Raw genomic sequence first — 17,387 nt, 5'->3', positions numbered from 1 at the left:
AAGGACATTTATTCCCTTGTTTAGAGCTATACTTATTCTTGGACTATTGAGTCGTCTACTTCTCTCAGACACGTTAGATACACTGCTTGAAGAGTACCAAGCAACCACTGAAAATTCATTGGAAACCATCAATGAAAAAATTGGACATGTGGTGGTTTACTCTCAAAAAGAGATTCGTCTTATGCAGTATCGCACGCTCAATGACATCCTCAAAGAGTTGCCTCTCTTTAACATCAATACCAATCAATTTGGACTTACAAACTACTCTCTAACAGGCTCTAAAACAACGACCAGTGGCTTCTTTCGTTTTTTTATTAACGACCACGAAATCAGCTCAGGCTATGACCAATCTACTTCGCTTTCATGGAGTGATTTGCCTTTGGATTTTGTTGATCATGTTGAAATTTATTATGGAGAGAGCTCCTTCTCCTTTGGCAATGAAACAGGAATCTATTTTGTGCGTATCTACACAAAATCAGCACTCAGGGAAGATGGTTCTAAAATTGCTGCATGGCTTTCATCTAAAAATGGGCACTCACAAAGTATCACAAATTCACACATTTTTGAAAATGGGTGGTCTTATCTACTCTTTGCCAATCAAGAGAAAATCAAAAAAACAAGCCTCTATAACCAACAAAAATTCACCAGTAACGGAACAAAACATTATCTTTTTACCGAGATAAGCAATGAAACAAACAAAATCAATTTAGGCTACACAGATGTTACAAAAAGTAACTATACAGGACTCGCACTTGATGCCACACCCAATGATGGAGAAAATCTCTCAAAAGATTTTTTTCTCAATTACACACACTTTTTATTAGAAGATAAATCACTCAAAGCCAATTTTTCCTTTGATATCAATGAGCGAAGCTACGAAGAGGCAAATGATCAAGGCATTGCGATTACCCCTTTAATAGACCTTAGCATACCATGGAGTATCCCCAAAAACTTTCAAGAAGATTTACGGTTTACAAAAAGCAATGCGTATCTCTCTAAGTCCTTTGAAAGTGATGAAAATGCTTTGATTCTAGCACTCAATGTTAAACATAAAACATACGATGTTTTAAAGAGAAAAAGCACAAATTTTTTAAATCAAACCAATGAGATAGACCATTACAACAGCTTTAAGCGTGAAACTACCTCTTCCATGCTTTTACAAGAGAGTTACTCTTTACATCCAGAACTTTTACTGGTTGCAAATGCCAAAATTGATTATTACGACCGTAATGCCTATCTTAAAGATACCTCAGAAAAACTTTTGCGCATCGGTACGATTTACACGCCCACATCCCATTTTGGTTTTAAAGCATTTTATACCCAAACAGCACTAACGCCTTCTTTTTACACCATAGATTATGCCAACAAAAATACACCTAACCTTAAATCCCAAGAGTATCATTTTTACACCCTTGAGGCAGTTTATACAGAAGGAAACTCAAAATTTGGTATTACCTTTGATCATGTAGAAATTAATGATTTTCTCTATCAAACACCTGTTGGTTTTGTCAATATTGACCATACGATTAAAACCGATGGGCTTATTTTTGATTACGAGTACTCTTTTTCCAAACGAGATAAACTCCATCTTAACTACTACACCTCCACGCTAAGCGAACAAATCAATAATTCGACCAAAGGCGGATTTATCAAATTTATGGGCGGTTATCAAAAATTTGATTACTTTACCTCCCTCATTTACAGAAACGGCTATGATTACTTAGGGCTGGAGATTCCCGATAGTTTTGATGTCAGCTTAGGGGCAACCTATCATGCGACAAAAGATTTAAGTTACAGCATTAAAGCATCAAATATCCTTGATAAATCGACACAATCACTCTATTTTACGAACTTTGGAAATACTTTTTTTGCGTTGGATGATAACGAGAGAAGCATTATGGTTTCATTGAAGTGGGTCTTCTAATGAAAACATTCTTTTTCATCTTCACCCTTTGGAGTCTCTCTTATGCAGAACACTATACCTTCTTGGTTGAACCCTATACCAAAGAGGTCGAGTTAGAGGCAAAGATTATTTATGAAATTGCCACCGCTTCTTTGGATGAAAATATTGTCTTGTTTATTCCAAATATATCACCGCTTGAAGAGAAAGTCTATGCAAACTATTTTACATTGACGAAGGATTGCGAGAGAGCGAATTTTATCTTTATCAATAAAAAAGAGGAGATTATCGAGTGTTCTTCGGATAAAAAAACTCTTTTCTTCACCAATAATTACCGTAAGTTCCTCTCAAATAAAAAGTTTTTTGGAGCACTTTTTTGGAATAAAAGTCGTCCTAATATTGTCTTTAGTCATCAAAGGCTTGAGGAAAAATCTATTAGCCTACCCCAAACTTTTCAGCAATTTATCGAGAATTTTTAATGCGTCAAAATAGTTTTTATCTCTTTGCACCATTGGGACTTATCGGACTCATTTTAGTTTTTTTATTGTTTGTAACCATGCGTTTAGAAAAGAATATCGAGGCAAAAATTTTTGAAATTGCAACCTCAGATATTTTTTCTATCACCCACAACAGCGCACACTCGATTGAATCACTTTTAAAAGGGAGTGAAGATTATGTTCAAAGTGTTAAAAAATATGCATCGATACAACAAAAAATTGAAGAACATCTAAACGTCCTGCTTACGTCTCATGTCAAATACGCCTATCTTCTCTACCGTGACGAAAGAGGTATTTTTCGCTTTTTAGGTGATGCTTCTTTAAATGAAGAAAAATCCTTCATAGATCAAAAATTTGATGTTGATAGCCCAGAATGGCTTACCATTTATAGCACAAAAGAGCCTCTGATTATCCACCATACCCTTTTGCATCAGCTCTCTCTTAGCTATTTAGTTCCCATTCTTCACAACAACCGTGTAGAACTTATTTTAGCGATTGATTTTTCTATCAATAAAATTCAAGAGATTAATCGTATCATTCAAACCATACAAAATGGCATTTTTGGCATGATGGGTGTTATCATACTGGTACTTCTCTTCATTGGCATTCAAACCAAACGCTTTAGCTCCATTAATCAAAGTGCGTTTATTGACAAACTCACAAATGTTTACAACCGAAATTACCTTCAAAAATATGAAAAACTCATCAACTTAAATGAGTACATTATTGCTGCACTGGATATTGATTATTTTAAAAAAATTAATGATACTTATGGACACGATGCGGGAGATAAAATCCTCACACAAATTGCGCATATCCTTTTGCAAACGATTCGTGAAGGTGATAGTGTCATACGCTACGGAGGGGAAGAGTTTCTTATCCTTGCAAAAGTTGATAAAAAAAGTAACTATGCAGCCTCGTTTGCCGTCATTGAACGTGTTTTTCATGCCATCCAAACCGCAGAGTTTTTTATTTCAGATACGAAGTCTATTTCGGTAAGTGTTTCCATTGGGGTCAATCTTTTAGCACATCAAGCACAAAACTTTCAAGAAGCGTTTAAACAAGCAGATATAGCCCTTTATACTGCTAAAAATAGTGGAAGGAATTGTATTAAATGTTACACAAACGCAGATGACACATCTACAAAAACGCCATTTTAATCTTTACATGTAAAGATTAAAACCAACCCTCTTTTTGAGTCTGCTTTTCCAACTCCTTTTCGATACCATCTTCTAGTGTATGTAAAAAATCAAATCCACTTTGCTTTTCAACCGTATCAATACTAACGATAAACTTCTCAAGAGGTGTATTGGCTTTTGCATTTTGAGGTATCACAAATGCTAAAGTTTTCAAATTTCCATCGGCTTGTATTCCCACATAAATTTTATAAAAAGCATCAGGAATTTCAACCCAATACGAGCTCTTAAGACGTTTAACATCTCTATTAAACAATGGTCCTGTATAAACCCATACGCTCTTAAATTTTTGCGTAAACACTTCAAATTCCAAGCTCTCTAAACGTTGCCACAGTTTTTGATTCAGAGACGGTTTTTGAGGCGTGATATTGGTCATTAAAAAGGTCTCTTCTTGTGCTTTTTTACCATAGAGCTGCGCAATGGCTCGATTGGGAGCCATATGTCCTCTATCATACCCGCTATTGGTATAATCAGACGTACCAATCACACCAAAATTTCGCCAATCTGAAGTAAAATTTTCAGGACGCTTTAATGGCTGTGACGCTTTAGGAGCACTCAATTTATACACAACCCACAAAGGATTTCCCCGTATGTCAGAATACCCAACCATGAAGGCATCATTACGAAAGATACGGGTAAAGGTTTGCAAACCATCTCTGGTTGCTTTGGGAATGCCTTGAAACACCATCGTATCTCTAGCAACAAAGAGCTCATACGTGTAAGAGAGCCCTCCTAAAAGGAGAGCTATCAAAAGAAGTTTTGGATATTTAATAAGAAGGGTTAAAAAAGAGTAGGCTAAAGGCGATTTTCTCACAAAAAGACTCTACATTCTCTCTTTAGCTGTAATGCCTATGAGTTTCATGCCTACACGAAGGGAAAGTGCAACAACCGCAAAAAGCTTCAAGAATTTTTCCTCATCTACACTTCCTACGACACGATTTTCATTGTAAAATTTATGCAACGAAGCCGCAAGGTTTTTGAGATATTCCGTTACTTTTTGAACCTGTCTTGAATGAAACGCATCTTCGAGTACTTCAGGCAATAATAAAGCACTAAAAAGAAGATTTTGTGCCTCTTCACTCATGTTTTCAAGAGGGACATTTTCTACATCTGCGATACTTTTTCCAGCTTTTGCAAAAATTTGATTGATGCGTGCATGAGCATAGTTGATATAAAAAATAGGGTTATTGCTATCTTCTTGTTTAAAAACATCCACATCAAATTCAAGATGCGTATCAGATTTTTTACTTAAAAAGACAAAGCGTAAAGCATCGCTTCCCACTTCACTCACAACATCACTCATCAAAATAAAATTTCCTGCACGTTTGCTCATTTTATAAGGCTCACCACCTTTTAAAAGCGAAACCATCTGCGCCAATAAAACCTCAAGTTTTGACTCATCATAACCTAAAAAATTAATCGCAGATTTAACACGGGTAATGTAACCATGATGGTCTGCACCCCAAATATTAATGTATTTGTCATAACTGCGTTGAAATTTATTGTCATGGTAAATAATATCACCTGCTAAATAGGTCGGTCTGCCATCTTCTCGCACCACCACACGGTCTTTTTCATCACCAAGTTCAGTGGATCGAATCCAAATTTTACCGCCTTCTTCATAGGTCTTATCATTTTTTTGAAGTTTTGCAAAACTTTCATCCCACTTATCATAAAGCGACTTTTCACTGACAAACTGTTCAAAGAAGATGTCCACATCAGCAAGATTCGATTTAATCAGCTCCAACATCTTATCTTTGCCCCACGTTGAGAGCACAGCGATATTGGCTTCATCCTCAAAAATCACACTTCCAAGCTCCGCTTGAGCGACATGCGCCAAATCGACAATATACTCACCACGATAAAACTCTTCTGGCCATGTTACATGTAAACCTAAGATGTTCTCACGTCCCGCTAAATAGATCGAAAGACCTAGAAGATCAACCTGATTTCCTGCATCATTCACATAATACTCTGTTGTAATCTGATACCCTAAATGTTTTCCAATACGAGCCAACGCATCACCAATCACTGCACCTCTGGCATGACCAATGTGCAATGGTCCTGTGGGATTAGCACTCACATACTCTAACAAAATGGTTTCATGCTGTTCATCTTGACCAAACTGCTCCTCATTTTGAATCGCCCATGTAGCGTACTGATCTAAAAAACGCTCACTCAATTTAAAATTGATATACCCTTTAATAGGAGTAACTTCTTGAAAGATATCATTTGTGTCAAAAGAAGAACAAATCTCCTCAGCAATGGCAATAGGAGATTTTTTTAGCTCTTTTGCTAACGAAAAAGCAATAGGTGTAGCATAATGACCAAAAGAGAGATTTGCAGGTTTTTCTAAAACAAATTCTCTTTGTAATTTTTCTTTAATCGTACGAACAACCGTTTTTTTCAACACAAAACCTTACACAGATTTTTTTTCATCTGTAGGTGTTGCTGTTGTTACCGTTGCACTTGTTTCTGGCTTTGCTTCAACCTTATCTACAGTCGTTTTCACTTCTTCATCTTCTTTAATTGCTTTTTTGAAATCCTTCATACCTTGACCAATTCCTTTGGCAAGTTCTGGTATCTTTTTAGCCCCAAACAGTAACACAACAACAGCTAAAATAACTAACCAATGACCTATACTAAATGAACCCATACTTTTTCTCCTTTTGTAATTCTAAATATTTATATTATTGTATCATGATTTTAGTAAACAAAAAATGAAGTTTATTCCTTTATTTTATTCAAGATTTGCCCATCTACTAATAAATTCGCTCGTGTCCATTAAAGACATTTTTCGCCTCGAAGCATATGCAATCGCTAAGATGGTATGTAATGCCATCTCAAAATCATCGTTAATAACGACATAGTCATATTCATTCATACACGTCATTTCAGAAACAGCATTGGCTAAGCGTTTTTCGATCACTTCAACACTATCTGTTCCTCGTTTCATCAAACGCTCTTGCAAACTTTTCTGATCTGGCGTTGTTACAAAAACAGACGTAATTAAATGCCCAAATTTTTCCTGCGCAATTTTATGCCCTTGCACATCAATATCACAAATAACCAATTTTCCTTTTTGTAACTCTTTGAGAATAGGCTTTAATGAAGTTCCATAATAATGATCATGTACTTTTGCCCACTCTAAAAAGAATCCTGCATCAATATCTTTTTCAAACTCTTCTTTGGAAATAAAATGGTAATTCACACCATCTTCTTCCCCTTCCCGAATCGCTCTGGTTGTACTTGAAATTGAAAAGTAGGTATCATCGATAATTTTTAGTACCTCTTTCATTAAAGAACTTTTACCTGAACCACTCGGTCCTGAAATAACTAAAAGATTTCCCTTCACTTTGCCTCATTTTCATCAAAAGAGATAGAGATATTAATGCGCATCCCTTTTAATGCTTCTCTTAAAATATCACTTTGTGCAAATCCTGAAATACTTCGTGAAATACTTTTTTCTATCTCTCCACGAATCACTTCAATCTCCTCTTCTTGTGTCGTAGGCTGAATAACACTCAAAGGCTCTTCTTCCAAATCAGCCACTTCTTCACCTAAAGCTTTTTTAATCAAATTTTCATTTAAATCGTCCAAAGAATCTATACCACTTTTTTCATCCATCTCCATAGCAAAAGGTTGCTCTTCTTCTTTCAAATCTTCTAAATCTTCAGTGATTGCTTCTTCCTCGTATGCTTCAAAAGAAGGAACAAAAGCTAACGTATCCACCTCCTCTTCGTCCTCTTTTTCTAGCAAATCATCCTCTAAAAATGGCTCTGGCAATGTATCGGAGAGATGTAAGTCAAGTGGTTCTTCCTCAAACTCTTCTAACCGTGGCAAAGAGGCTTCTTTTTCTTCAGAAATATCTTCAAAGGCTTCCTCAACTTTATCTGCTTCTAAAAAACTCAAATCATCTTCTTCACTTTCTTCACTCTCATCTAAAAGTTGTTTCACTTCATCAATATCATCTTTATCTAATACACATGGAGCCATTTCCAATGATTCTTCATCTTTTTCTAAAGATTTTTCTTCCTCTTCATCAGAAGCATCCGTATCAAAATTAAAATCTTCAAAAGGAGTGTCCATTTTTTCTTCTGATGGTTCATGATCTTTTGTATACTCCCCACTTTCAATCATTTCATCCATCGCAACGGCTTCATCTAGTAATTGATCTTCAAATTTCACATTGTCAAATTCAAAATTTTCATGATGATTATCCAAAACATCCTCTTGATTACTCTGTAAAATATCATCTAATTCTGTAAAAGATCTCTCTTTTTCTGGTTCTAAAGCATCAATTTGGTCAATGTCAAAGTGTTTACTTTCTTCCTCTTCTTCATCGAGCTGCTCTGGGCTATCATCAAAAGAGTGTTGCTGAGAACCCAATACATTTTTAACTTTTTCAAGCAATACCAAAAAATCTGTGGGTAAAAAAGGCTTTTCAAGCGAAACGTTAAAAGCATCAGGCTTTTGGACTCCCCTTTGACAGATATAGATGCAATATTCACACCCTGTCGTTTCTTTGAGTTCATTTAACGCACTAGCATCATAAACTTCATTATCTACAAGAACCACATCGTAGCTATTTAACGGAACCAAGCCATAATCTTCAAACTCATCTAACTCATACCCAGCCTTTTCAGCACTAAGTTTGATCAATCTTGAAACGGCGGGATTATTATTGAGTAGTAACAGGCGCATGCTCACTCCTGAATGAGAATTAGTATCTCTCATTGTAGTATAAAAAAATTTATGATTGCTTTAACGTGCGAAAAGAAGTGTTAATTGATTAATGGCTTCCATAAACTCGCGTTTGAAAAGAAGCATTGTGGATGCTAACGTCACAATAATGACAACTAAGGAAACGGCGATACGGATAGGAAAACCAACAACCAAAAGATTAAACTGAGGCATTGTTTTCATCAGCATTCCAAAGACAACATCCATAAGAAGTGAAAAAGCAAGCACAGGAAAAGAGAGAATAAATCCATAAACAAACATCCCCGTTGTCGCCTTCAAAATATACCCAACAACACTCATCTCTGGATAAAAAGTTCCTAAAGGAAGAAGCGATAAAGAGTCCACAATAAATAAAAGCATTTGATGGTGTCCATTAAACGCCAAAACGATCATGAGTCCTATCAGTGAAAAGATTTGAGACAAGACAGGAATGGAAGTGCTCGTTTGAGGGTCAACCACACTTGCCATTGTAAAACCCATAACAAAGGAAATTTGCATCCCCGCCATTTGTAAGATCGAAAGCGCAATAGTTAAAAAAAGCCCTGCAATAAACCCAATTAACAATTCTGAAACAATCGCTAACGTTAAATTCAGAAGGGTTGGCGTTACATGTAAAGGGGACAACAATGGAAATAAAAAAACAACCATGAAAAAGGTAATAGACGTTTTAATGCTCAAAGGGATATTGGCATGAGAAAAGAAAGGAAAAAATGCAAAAACACCGCTTAAACGTGCAAAAAGAAGAAAAAAGAGAATCACATGATGTTCACCAAAAAGTTTGACCAGTGACTCCATCTTAGCCTTCCTTACTTAATCCATCCACATGGAGATATCGTACATACGTACACTGTTGTGCTAAGTGTTGATTGTGCGTTACCAAAAGAAGGGCGGCATTCTCTTTTTCAATATATTCAAATAGAACATTCATTACTTCTTGTGCTGTTTTATCATCCAAATTACCGGTAGGTTCATCCGCAAAAATAATTTTTGGTTTCTTCGCCAAAACCCTCGCAATAGAAACACGTTGTTGTTGACCACCTGAAAGATCGCCCACACGATAATGCATAAACTCAGCAATACCTAAACGTTCTAAAATAGTGTGATCCATTGTTTTATCGCTAATAACAGAGGCGAGTTCAACATTTTCATTCGCAAAAAAACCTTTAAAAAGGTAATGAGACTGAAAAATAATCCCCACATCATACCGTCTTAACTTTAAACGTGTATCCTCATTATCATCATAAATATGATGATCACATAAAACAACATCTCCTTTGTTCGGTTTAAGAAGCGTCGAACAAATATGCATAAGCGTTGATTTTCCGCTCCCGCTCACACCCAAAATTGCCATAGACTCTTTGGGAGCAAGTGCAAAATTAACATTGTCAAATAAAAGGTAATCAAAACGATGAGAAACATTTCGTACATGAAGTAAAGACATTAACGTCCTTCAAAAGAAGAGGTGAAGAGCGAACCCTTCACCCAAAAGTTTTTATTTTAATTGTGCTGCAACTTCAGATGCGAAGTCACATGCTTTTTTCTCTAGGCCTTCACCTAATTCAAAACGTACATAGCCTACAAGCTCAATTTTACCACCAAGCTCTTTTGCTTTTTCTTCAACCACTTGTGCAATGGTTTTTTTATCATCCATGACATAGAATTGACTTAAAAGCGTATATTGTTGATCAAGTTGTGTGTTATCAGCGATAAAACGATCAATCTGACCAGGAATAATTTTATCCCAGATTTGCTCAGGTTTACCCTGTGCTTTAAGCTCAGCTTCCATCTCTTTTCTTGCAGCTAAAAGTACATCATCTGTAAGTTGCGCACGAGAAACAAATTGAGGCATACGTTTAAGAGGCTTCTTAAGACGTGCTAATTCCTCATTTTCTTTTTCAATATCTGCTTTAATACCAATCGTCTCTTTTTCGATAAATTCAGCATCAAGTTCAGTATAACTTAAAAAAGTAGGTTTCATCGCAGCGGCATGCATACAAAGATTTCTTACAAATTCACCTGCTTTTTGCGCAGTTGCTTCACTGTCACAATGAGCCGCAATTAAAACACCTACACGTCCATTAGAGTGAACATAGCCATTAACAACGCCATTGGCACCCGCTTTGAGTGTTGCAAAACGTCTGACCACAAGATTTTCACCAATGGTTGCAACTTTACTTGCAAAATACTCTTCAAACACGGTTCCATCAATCGTTGTTTTCATCAACTCTTCTGTTGTTTGAACATCTGTTGCTTGAATATGTGCTGTTGTATCTTTTGTAAGATTGATAAATCCTTCATTTTTTGCAACGAAGTCTGTTTCAGCATTGATTTCAGTAATAGTTGCTTTTTTTAAGCTTGCATCCACATATACTTCAACCAAGCCTTCACTAGCAAGTCTATCAGCTTTTTTAGCTGCCTTACCAAGACCTTTTTCTCTTAAAAGGTCTTTTGCCGCTTCAAAATCACCATCAGTATCGACTAGTGCTTTTTTACAATCCATCATACCAGCCCCTGTGGACTCGCGTAATTCTTTTACTAAAGCAGCGGTAATCTCAGCCATTATTCACCTTCCTCAACGGAAACGTCTTCTTCACTGATCGCTTCATCAAGAATCTCTTTTTTCTCTTCTTCACTGATTTCTGCGACGTCTTGCTCAACTGGAGCATCTTTTGAACGAATTTCATATCCTTCTGTCATTGCTTCACACATCTCTTTACAGAAAAGTTGAATCGAACGAATCGCATCATCATTTCCAGGGATTGGAAGATCAACCATATCTGGGTCACAGTTGGTATCCAATGGAGCAACCACTGTAATTCCAAGACGTCTTGCTTCTTGAACGGCAATTTTCTCTTTTACAGTGTCAATAACAAAAATCATATCAGGAAGATTTTTCATATTACGGATACCGCCTAGGTAATCCAAAAGTTTCTCTTTTTTTCTTCTAAGCATTAACGCTTCTTTTTTCGTTAGAAGGTCAATTTGTCCATCTTCTTCCATTTTTTCAATAATGTCAAGTTTACGGATTGATTGTCTAATGGTTTGGTAGTTCGTTAACATTCCGCCTAACCATCTGTGGTTAACGTATGGCATACCACATTTTTCTGCATACTCTTTAATCGCTTGGCTTGCTTGTTTTTTTGTTCCAACAAACAACATTGTTTTACCCTCAGCTGCTGCATCTTTAACAACATTGTAGGTATATCTAAAGTAACGTAGGGTTTTTTGTAAATCTACGATATAGATGTTTTTTCTTTCACCGAAGATGAATTTTTTCATCTTTGGATTCCAGCGTCTTGTTTGGTGTCCGAAGTGTACACCACACTCCAATAGGTCTTTCATGGTTACCATGAAGTCTCTCCTTTGTTTAATTTTTTTGGTTTAGCCTCCACACCCATCAACAGTAAAACTGCAACCATAAAGGATTGGTGTGTGTGAGATTAGGACGCAGATTATATTCAAAAAAAAATTAAATTTTGCTTGTTCCTTATAAAATATAGTTCTATCGCTTAATTTACTTTGAACAAAAAAAATCCTATAATTGCACAAAATTTTATACCAAGGTAATGATTTGCGTCTATTTTTAGCCTATTTATTGAGTTTCTCTCTTCTTTTTGCTGCGCAAAATGTGACAGAAGAGTTTGATGCAGAATTTAACAATACATCTAATGAAACACTTTTTGATCCACTGAGCAGTTACAATGAAGCGATGACAACATTTAATGATTCATTTTATGAATATGCCCTAAAACCTCTTGCTGAAGGGTACGCTTATCTCGTTCCAAAAATGGCACGAAATGGCATTGCTAACTTTTTTGACAATCTTCTTTTCCCTATTCGATTCACCAACACTCTTTTGCAAATGAAGTTCACTGATGCATTCGAAGAAACTGAACGTTTTGTCATCAACTCAACGATGGGTATTGTAGGATTTAATGATCTTGCAAACAGCGAGTTGGGATTAAAACCTCACGATGAAGATTTAGGACAAACATTGGGGCATTATGGTGTTGGCAATGGTTTTCATATCGTTCTTCCGTTCTTAGGTCCTTCAAATGCCCGTGATGTTGTTGGACTGGCTGGAGACATGTGGCTTAATCCTCTGAGCTACATTGAAGCGCGTCATGCCAATCTGTTAAAAAATCAAGAGCAATCCCTCGGGGCTGTGGCACTTTCTACCATCAATAAAACTTCTTTACATGTAAAAGAATATGAAGAGTTGAAAAAAGATGCGATTGAGCTTTATCCTTTTTTACGCAATGTCTATGAATCACGAAGGGATAAGCTCATTCATGAATAATTTTCTTAAAAAGGTTCTCCTCGTTATGCTTTTTGTGGGGGGAAGCCTCTCTTCATCACTTCATGCCATCGAAGAAAGCAAAATCAGCACCTTTATGCAAACCAATATTGATCATGCCACAACGATTTTACGAGATAAAAACCTTCAAAAAGAGGAACGTTCCAAACAGATTTTTACTATTTTTGACACTATTTTTGATTATGAATTAATGGCGCAACTCTCTCTTGGAAGTAAACAGTGGTCTTTGCTCGATACTGCAAAACAAAGTGAGTTTACGCATCTTTTTGAACAGAAACTGAAACACTCTTATATGAACAAACTCGATCTTTACACCGATGAAAAGATTGTGATTAAAAACATTGAAAAGATTAAAAATACGCGTATTCACCTCACAACACACCTGATGAAAAACAGCGAAGTGTATGAAATTATCTATAAATTTTATAAAGATAAGAAGAGTGACTGGCGCATTTATGATGTTGATATTTTAGGGGTAAGTATTATTCAAACGTATCGCACGCAATTTGCAGATATCTTGGCAAAATCTCCATTTGAAAACCTTCTTGCCAAATTACAAGAGCCTGAAGAAAAAGAAGACGAGAACGTATCAAAAAAACAGTGAGTTTCAAACTCACTGTTAAGCGTTAATCTTTTCTTTGATTATTTTTGCTTTTTGAGCAATAGAAGAAATCTTATCTGAGTAACTCAGCGCATCATTAAGTAAAATCTCTACAAACGCACTCCCGACAATCACACCATCAGCACCACGAACACGCTCTTTGGCTGTTTTTTCATTTACCCCAAAGCCTACAAAAAGAGGTGTTTGACTGTGCGCTTTAATCTGTGCAATCGTTTGACTCAAATCTTCACTTGCATGCGCCCCTGTTATACCCGCATAAGCGACTAAATAGATAAAACCTTTAGCATCTTTAACAATATGCGCAATACGCTCTTTGCTGTCCGTAGGCGCAACAAAACTGACTAAAGAGAGCCCTTGTTGTTGCATCAACGAAGCATAAGGTAAAGCTTCTTCATGCGGTAAATCAGGAATAATAAATCCCTTAACCCCACTTTGTGTTGCTTGTTGGATAAAAAAGTCCATTCCTTTGTGATAAAAAGGATTAAAATACCCCATCCAATATGTTTCTAAGAGAGGTGCTGCTGTAGAAGAGATATCAAACAAAGTTTGCATTTTAAAACCATTATTCAACGATTGTAAATTTGCTTGCTCAATAATAGGTCCATCTGCCACGGGGTCTGAAAAAGGAATACCTAATTCTAACTTATCAACCCCTGCATCTTTTAATGCCAAAACCAAATCTAACGAAAAATTTTTATCGGGATATCCCGCTGTAATATAGGCAACTAGTTGTTTCACGCTCTCTCCAACATATGAGGTACTTTAATAATCAAAGGATTCAAGACGGTAAAAAAAGAGGCATCCTCTTCAACGTCTTTGCGGTATTTTTCAAATTGATCACTCACTAAAAGTAGCCAATCAATAAACGACTCACTCGCCGGTCCTTTTAACATACGTGCTTCTTCAGCAATATCTTCACACAAGGCAGCAAGTTTAATAATGGGATCGAGTTTAAGAAAACCTGCGGCGGATTTCATATTGTGAAAAATACGAAACAAATCGCCAATATTTTCAGGATAGCGTTCTTCTTTACTCAAACCAATAATCAAAGGTTCCATATTTTCACACATAATGGCATAGTGAGAAAGAAAATCTCCTACAATTTCGATGTCAAAATCAACCTCTAATTGTTTCAGAATACCCATTTTGCATACCTCCGAAGTAGCTCATTGTACCATGTTTAATCTAAAATTTTCTTGTCTTAAAATAGGGTATAATGCGACCATGAAAACAATTACATCCATCAAACAACACAAGGGAAAAACACCCCTGACTGTCATAACTGCGTATGATGCTCTTTTTGCTTCTTTGTTTGACCAAAAAGTTGACATCATTCTTGTAGGCGATAGCCTTAATATGAGCTTCAACGCCAAACCAGATACCCTCTCTGCGAGCATGGACGTGATGCTCTACCATACTAAAGCTGTCTGTGCGGGGGCAAAAGAGACTTTTATTGTCTGCGATATGCCTTTTGGAACCTACACGGATGAAAAAAGTGCCTTACACAACGCTTCACTTGTCTACGCTCAAACCAATGCCCATGCCGTTAAAATTGAAGGAGGTGTCGCTCGTGCACCTATCATTCAAGCCTTGACTCAAAACTCTATTGCTGTCATGGGGCATATTGGACTTATGCCTCAATATGTACGAAGTGAGGGAGGGTACAAAGTCAGAGGGCGCAGCGAAGAGGATATTTTAGCATTGATTGAAGATGCAAAAGCCGTTGAGAAGGCGGGTGCTTTTAGCCTTGTCATTGAAGGAGTTGTGGAGGAGGCAGCCAAACGGATTTCAGACGCTATTTCCATTCCAACGATTGGTATTGGTGCTGGCAAATATACGGACGGTCAAGTCTTAGTTTGGAGTGATATGCTAGGCTTTTTTCAAGCGTTCAAACCCAAATTTGTCAAACGTTATTTAGACGGAGCCAGTCTCGTTCAAGAAGCGGTTGATTCCTATGTCAAAGAGGTTCAAGAACGCCAATTTCCAACGACTGAATATACCTACCAAAAGTGAGAGAATGGAACGCATTGTAGAAATCGAAAAAGTCTCCTTTGAGAGTGAGTATGAAAAAAGTCTTCGCCCCACTTCTTTTGAAGAGTATATTGGACAAGAAAAAATCAAGAAAAATCTGCAAGTCTTTATTCAAGCAGCCCTTAAACGCTCAGAGTGTTTAGACCACATTCTTTTCTTTGGTCCTCCAGGTCTTGGTAAAACAACCTTAGCCTATATTGTTTCCAATGAAATGCGTGCTAATATCAAAATTACTGCTGCTCCTATGATTGAAAAAAGTGGCGATTTAGCGGCGATTTTAACCAATCTTCAAGAGGGAGATATTTTATTTATTGATGAAATTCATAGACTCTCTCCTGCGATTGAGGAGATTCTCTATCCTGCGATGGAAGATTTTCGTTTGGATATTATCATCGGTTCAGGACCTGCGGCACAAACGATTAAAATTGACTTGCCTCATTTTACGCTTATTGGAGCAACCACCCGTGCGGGAATGATCAGCTCACCTTTGCGAGATCGCTTTGGTATGCATTTTCGTCTACAATTTTATACCAAAGAGGAGTTAGCGCTTATTATTACCAAAGCCTCTTATAAACTCGAAAAACGCTGTTTAAACGATGCAGCATTTGAGATGGCAAGACGTTCACGTGGCACACCTCGTATTGCATTACGGTTGTTAAAACGTATTCGTGATTATGCGGATGTGGTGGATGAAACAGAAATTTATAAAGAACGAGCCCAGTATGGCTTAAATGAGCTGGGTGTAAATGATTTGGGCTTTGATGAATTGGATTTAAAATATTTAGAACTTTTGCTTCAAAGTAAAGGTCGTCCTTTGGGTCTTAGTACGATTGCAGCAGCTCTAAGCGAAGACGAGGGGACGATTGAGGATGTGATAGAGCCTTATTTGCTTGCAAATAGCTACATTGAACGCACCGCTCGTGGGCGCATTGCAAGTCCTAAAACGTACGAACTCTTTCGTCTTACCCCACCCACATTGCAAAGCACACTCTTTGAGGATAACGCATGAATGAACATCGCTTTTTTTTAACCGCTATTTTTTTAGTGGTTTTAGTCTCTTTACTAAAATTGTACCAACCCTTTTTAATGATTATTGCCATTGCTTCCTTGCTTGCGATGGCAACGTATACCATTAATTTTAAACTCTATAAACTCACTAAAAATAGACATATTGCGGCTATTCTTTCAACATCCTTGCTCTCTTTACTCCTCTTTGGACCCTTGATTTATTCATTGACCTCCATTGGGTCTATTGCCAATAATTTTGATTTTGCGATGATTGAAAAAGTACAACACTATCTTAAAACACTCGATTATCAACTACCTACCCCTTTTGCCTTTATGCAATCCTCTTTGGATGAGTTTATTAACACGCTCAATATTGCCCAAATGTCAAGCACAGCGCTCTCTTATTTAGGCTCTTTAGGGAAAAACAGTGCGGGATTTTTAAAAGATATGCTTCTCATTGTTGTCTTTTTCTTTTTTGCGCTTTTAAACGGCAAAGATTTGATTGATTACATCAAAAGTGTCATGCCCCTTGGCGCACAAGAGGTCAATATGGTCTTTGCAGAAGTGACCAGTGTGATGAGTGTGGTGTTGTACTCTATTTTATTTAGCGCTATTTTTCAAGGAATGCTTTTCTCGTTTATCGGCATGTACTTTGGATACGATGGTCTTTTGTTGGGGATTTTCTACGGGTTTGCCTCTTTGATTCCGGTGATTGGAGGAGCGCTTATGTGGATTCCTCTGTGTGCCCTTGAAATTGCGCACGGCAATACAACGTCTGCGATTATTATTGCGCTTTATTCGATTGTTATCATTTCGATTATCGCTGATACTTTTGTCAAACCGTTGATTATCAAATACATCAACGATAAAATGGTTAAAACGCCCACGATGGTTAATGAACTCTTGATTTTCTTTGCTATTTTTGCGGGACTTACGACATTTGGCTTCTGGGGAATGATATTAGGGCCTGCGATTACCACGCTCTTTATTTCACTCTTAAAACTCTACAAACTGCTCAAAGAAAAGAGTTACATGTAAAGAGAATTCTCTTTACATGTAATCTTATTCAAAG

The 17,387-nt window shown here is 36.9% G+C and carries 19 protein-coding genes; 8 read left to right on the top strand and 11 right to left on the bottom strand.

Annotated elements, in window-relative coordinates; genetic code table 11:
- Nucleotides 1-16: 16 nt before the first annotated feature.
- Genes SDEL_RS02150 through SDEL_RS02140 form a run of 3 tightly spaced genes read left to right on the top strand, consistent with a single transcriptional unit; the run spans nucleotide 17 to nucleotide 3,557 of the window.
- Nucleotides 17-1,924: a TonB-dependent receptor plug domain-containing protein gene (locus SDEL_RS02150; RefSeq protein WP_012856220.1), complete on the top strand. Its 1,908-nt coding sequence runs from the start codon at nucleotides 17-19 to the stop codon at nucleotides 1,922-1,924.
- Nucleotides 1,924-2,379 carry a hypothetical protein gene (locus SDEL_RS02145; protein ID WP_012856219.1) on the top strand — a complete coding sequence of 152 codons (456 nt, stop codon included), beginning with the start codon at nucleotides 1,924-1,926 and terminating at the stop codon, nucleotides 2,377-2,379. Before SDEL_RS02150 ends, SDEL_RS02145 begins: the two co-directional genes overlap by 1 nt.
- Nucleotides 2,379-3,557, top strand: coding sequence for a GGDEF domain-containing protein (locus tag SDEL_RS02140; RefSeq protein WP_012856218.1), 1,179 nt, complete (start codon nucleotides 2,379-2,381; stop codon nucleotides 3,555-3,557). The genes SDEL_RS02145 and SDEL_RS02140 overlap by 1 nt, the downstream gene beginning before the upstream one ends.
- A gap of 16 nt (nucleotides 3,558-3,573) precedes the next feature.
- Here the strand turns inward: SDEL_RS02140 and SDEL_RS02135 are convergent, their stop codons facing one another.
- From SDEL_RS02135 to rpsB, 9 genes are all read right to left on the bottom strand, one after another.
- Nucleotides 3,574-4,407 (bottom strand): DNA/RNA non-specific endonuclease, encoded by an 834-nt coding sequence (locus SDEL_RS02135; RefSeq protein WP_012856217.1) that lies wholly within the window; start codon nucleotides 4,405-4,407, stop codon nucleotides 3,574-3,576.
- A gap of 9 nt (nucleotides 4,408-4,416) precedes the next feature.
- On the bottom strand, nucleotides 4,417-6,003 hold the full coding sequence (gene argS / locus SDEL_RS02130; protein ID WP_012856216.1) for an arginine--tRNA ligase: 1,587 nt from the start codon (nucleotides 6,001-6,003) through the stop codon (nucleotides 4,417-4,419).
- Between the two features lie 9 nt (nucleotides 6,004-6,012).
- Nucleotides 6,013-6,249: a twin-arginine translocase TatA/TatE family subunit gene (locus SDEL_RS02125; RefSeq protein WP_012856215.1), complete on the bottom strand. Its 237-nt coding sequence runs from the start codon at nucleotides 6,247-6,249 to the stop codon at nucleotides 6,013-6,015.
- A gap of 84 nt (nucleotides 6,250-6,333) precedes the next feature.
- Nucleotides 6,334-6,948 carry a guanylate kinase gene (gmk, locus tag SDEL_RS02120; protein WP_012856214.1) on the bottom strand — a complete coding sequence of 205 codons (615 nt, stop codon included), beginning with the start codon at nucleotides 6,946-6,948 and terminating at the stop codon, nucleotides 6,334-6,336.
- The gene (locus SDEL_RS02115; RefSeq protein ID WP_012856213.1) at nucleotides 6,945-8,297 is read right to left on the bottom strand and encodes a hypothetical protein; all 1,353 of its coding nucleotides are present in this window, start codon (nucleotides 8,295-8,297) and stop codon (nucleotides 6,945-6,947) included. Before SDEL_RS02115 ends, gmk begins: the two co-directional genes overlap by 4 nt.
- Before the next feature lie 60 nt (nucleotides 8,298-8,357).
- On the bottom strand, nucleotides 8,358-9,131 hold the full coding sequence (fliR, locus tag SDEL_RS02110) for a flagellar biosynthetic protein FliR (RefSeq protein ID WP_012856212.1): 774 nt from the start codon (nucleotides 9,129-9,131) through the stop codon (nucleotides 8,358-8,360).
- 1 nt (nucleotide 9,132) lies between these two features.
- A complete protein-coding gene (locus tag SDEL_RS02105; RefSeq protein WP_012856211.1) occupies nucleotides 9,133-9,777 on the bottom strand; it encodes an ABC transporter ATP-binding protein in 645 nt (214 codons plus the stop codon).
- 51 nt (nucleotides 9,778-9,828) lie between these two features.
- Entirely contained in the window at nucleotides 9,829-10,896 is a 1,068-nt protein-coding gene (tsf, locus tag SDEL_RS02100; RefSeq protein ID WP_012856210.1) for a translation elongation factor Ts, read from the bottom strand.
- A complete protein-coding gene (gene rpsB, locus SDEL_RS02095; protein ID WP_012856209.1) occupies nucleotides 10,896-11,687 on the bottom strand; it encodes a 30S ribosomal protein S2 in 792 nt (263 codons plus the stop codon). The genes tsf and rpsB overlap by 1 nt, the downstream gene beginning before the upstream one ends.
- A 220-nt stretch (nucleotides 11,688-11,907) precedes the next feature.
- Between rpsB and SDEL_RS02090 the strand changes: the two genes are divergently transcribed.
- Both SDEL_RS02090 and SDEL_RS02085 read left to right on the top strand, forming a co-directional pair.
- A complete protein-coding gene (locus SDEL_RS02090) occupies nucleotides 11,908-12,636 on the top strand; it encodes an MlaA family lipoprotein (protein WP_012856208.1) in 729 nt (242 codons plus the stop codon).
- Nucleotides 12,629-13,258: a Tgt2/MlaC family protein gene (locus tag SDEL_RS02085; RefSeq protein WP_012856207.1), complete on the top strand. Its 630-nt coding sequence runs from the start codon at nucleotides 12,629-12,631 to the stop codon at nucleotides 13,256-13,258. Before SDEL_RS02090 ends, SDEL_RS02085 begins: the two co-directional genes overlap by 8 nt.
- Before the next feature lie 15 nt (nucleotides 13,259-13,273).
- Here SDEL_RS02085 and trpA read toward each other — a convergent pair whose 3' ends face one another.
- The gene (gene trpA, locus SDEL_RS02080) at nucleotides 13,274-14,014 is read right to left on the bottom strand and encodes a tryptophan synthase subunit alpha (protein ID WP_012856206.1); all 741 of its coding nucleotides are present in this window, start codon (nucleotides 14,012-14,014) and stop codon (nucleotides 13,274-13,276) included.
- Complete coding sequence (locus SDEL_RS02075) at nucleotides 14,011-14,421, bottom strand: Hpt domain-containing protein (RefSeq protein ID WP_012856205.1); 411 nt, start codon at nucleotides 14,419-14,421, stop codon at nucleotides 14,011-14,013. Before SDEL_RS02075 ends, trpA begins: the two co-directional genes overlap by 4 nt.
- A gap of 79 nt (nucleotides 14,422-14,500) precedes the next feature.
- Between SDEL_RS02075 and panB the strand changes: the two genes are divergently transcribed.
- The 3 genes from panB to SDEL_RS02060 are packed head-to-tail and all read left to right on the top strand — an operon-like array spanning nucleotide 14,501 to nucleotide 17,353.
- A complete protein-coding gene (gene panB / locus SDEL_RS02070; RefSeq protein WP_041666220.1) occupies nucleotides 14,501-15,289 on the top strand; it encodes a 3-methyl-2-oxobutanoate hydroxymethyltransferase in 789 nt (262 codons plus the stop codon).
- Between the two features lie 4 nt (nucleotides 15,290-15,293).
- Nucleotides 15,294-16,316, top strand: a complete 1,023-nt coding sequence (gene ruvB / locus SDEL_RS02065; protein ID WP_012856203.1) for a Holliday junction branch migration DNA helicase RuvB — start codon at nucleotides 15,294-15,296, stop codon at nucleotides 16,314-16,316.
- Nucleotides 16,313-17,353 carry an AI-2E family transporter gene (locus SDEL_RS02060; RefSeq protein ID WP_012856202.1) on the top strand — a complete coding sequence of 347 codons (1,041 nt, stop codon included), beginning with the start codon at nucleotides 16,313-16,315 and terminating at the stop codon, nucleotides 17,351-17,353. The genes ruvB and SDEL_RS02060 overlap by 4 nt, the downstream gene beginning before the upstream one ends.
- Nucleotides 17,354-17,387: the final 34 nt, after the last annotated feature.

The organism is Sulfurospirillum deleyianum DSM 6946 (assembly GCF_000024885.1).
Classification (GTDB): domain Bacteria; phylum Campylobacterota; class Campylobacteria; order Campylobacterales; family Sulfurospirillaceae; genus Sulfurospirillum; species Sulfurospirillum deleyianum.
The sequence above is the reverse complement of the archived record's forward strand: the minus strand, read 5'-3'. Positions and strand labels throughout refer to the sequence as shown.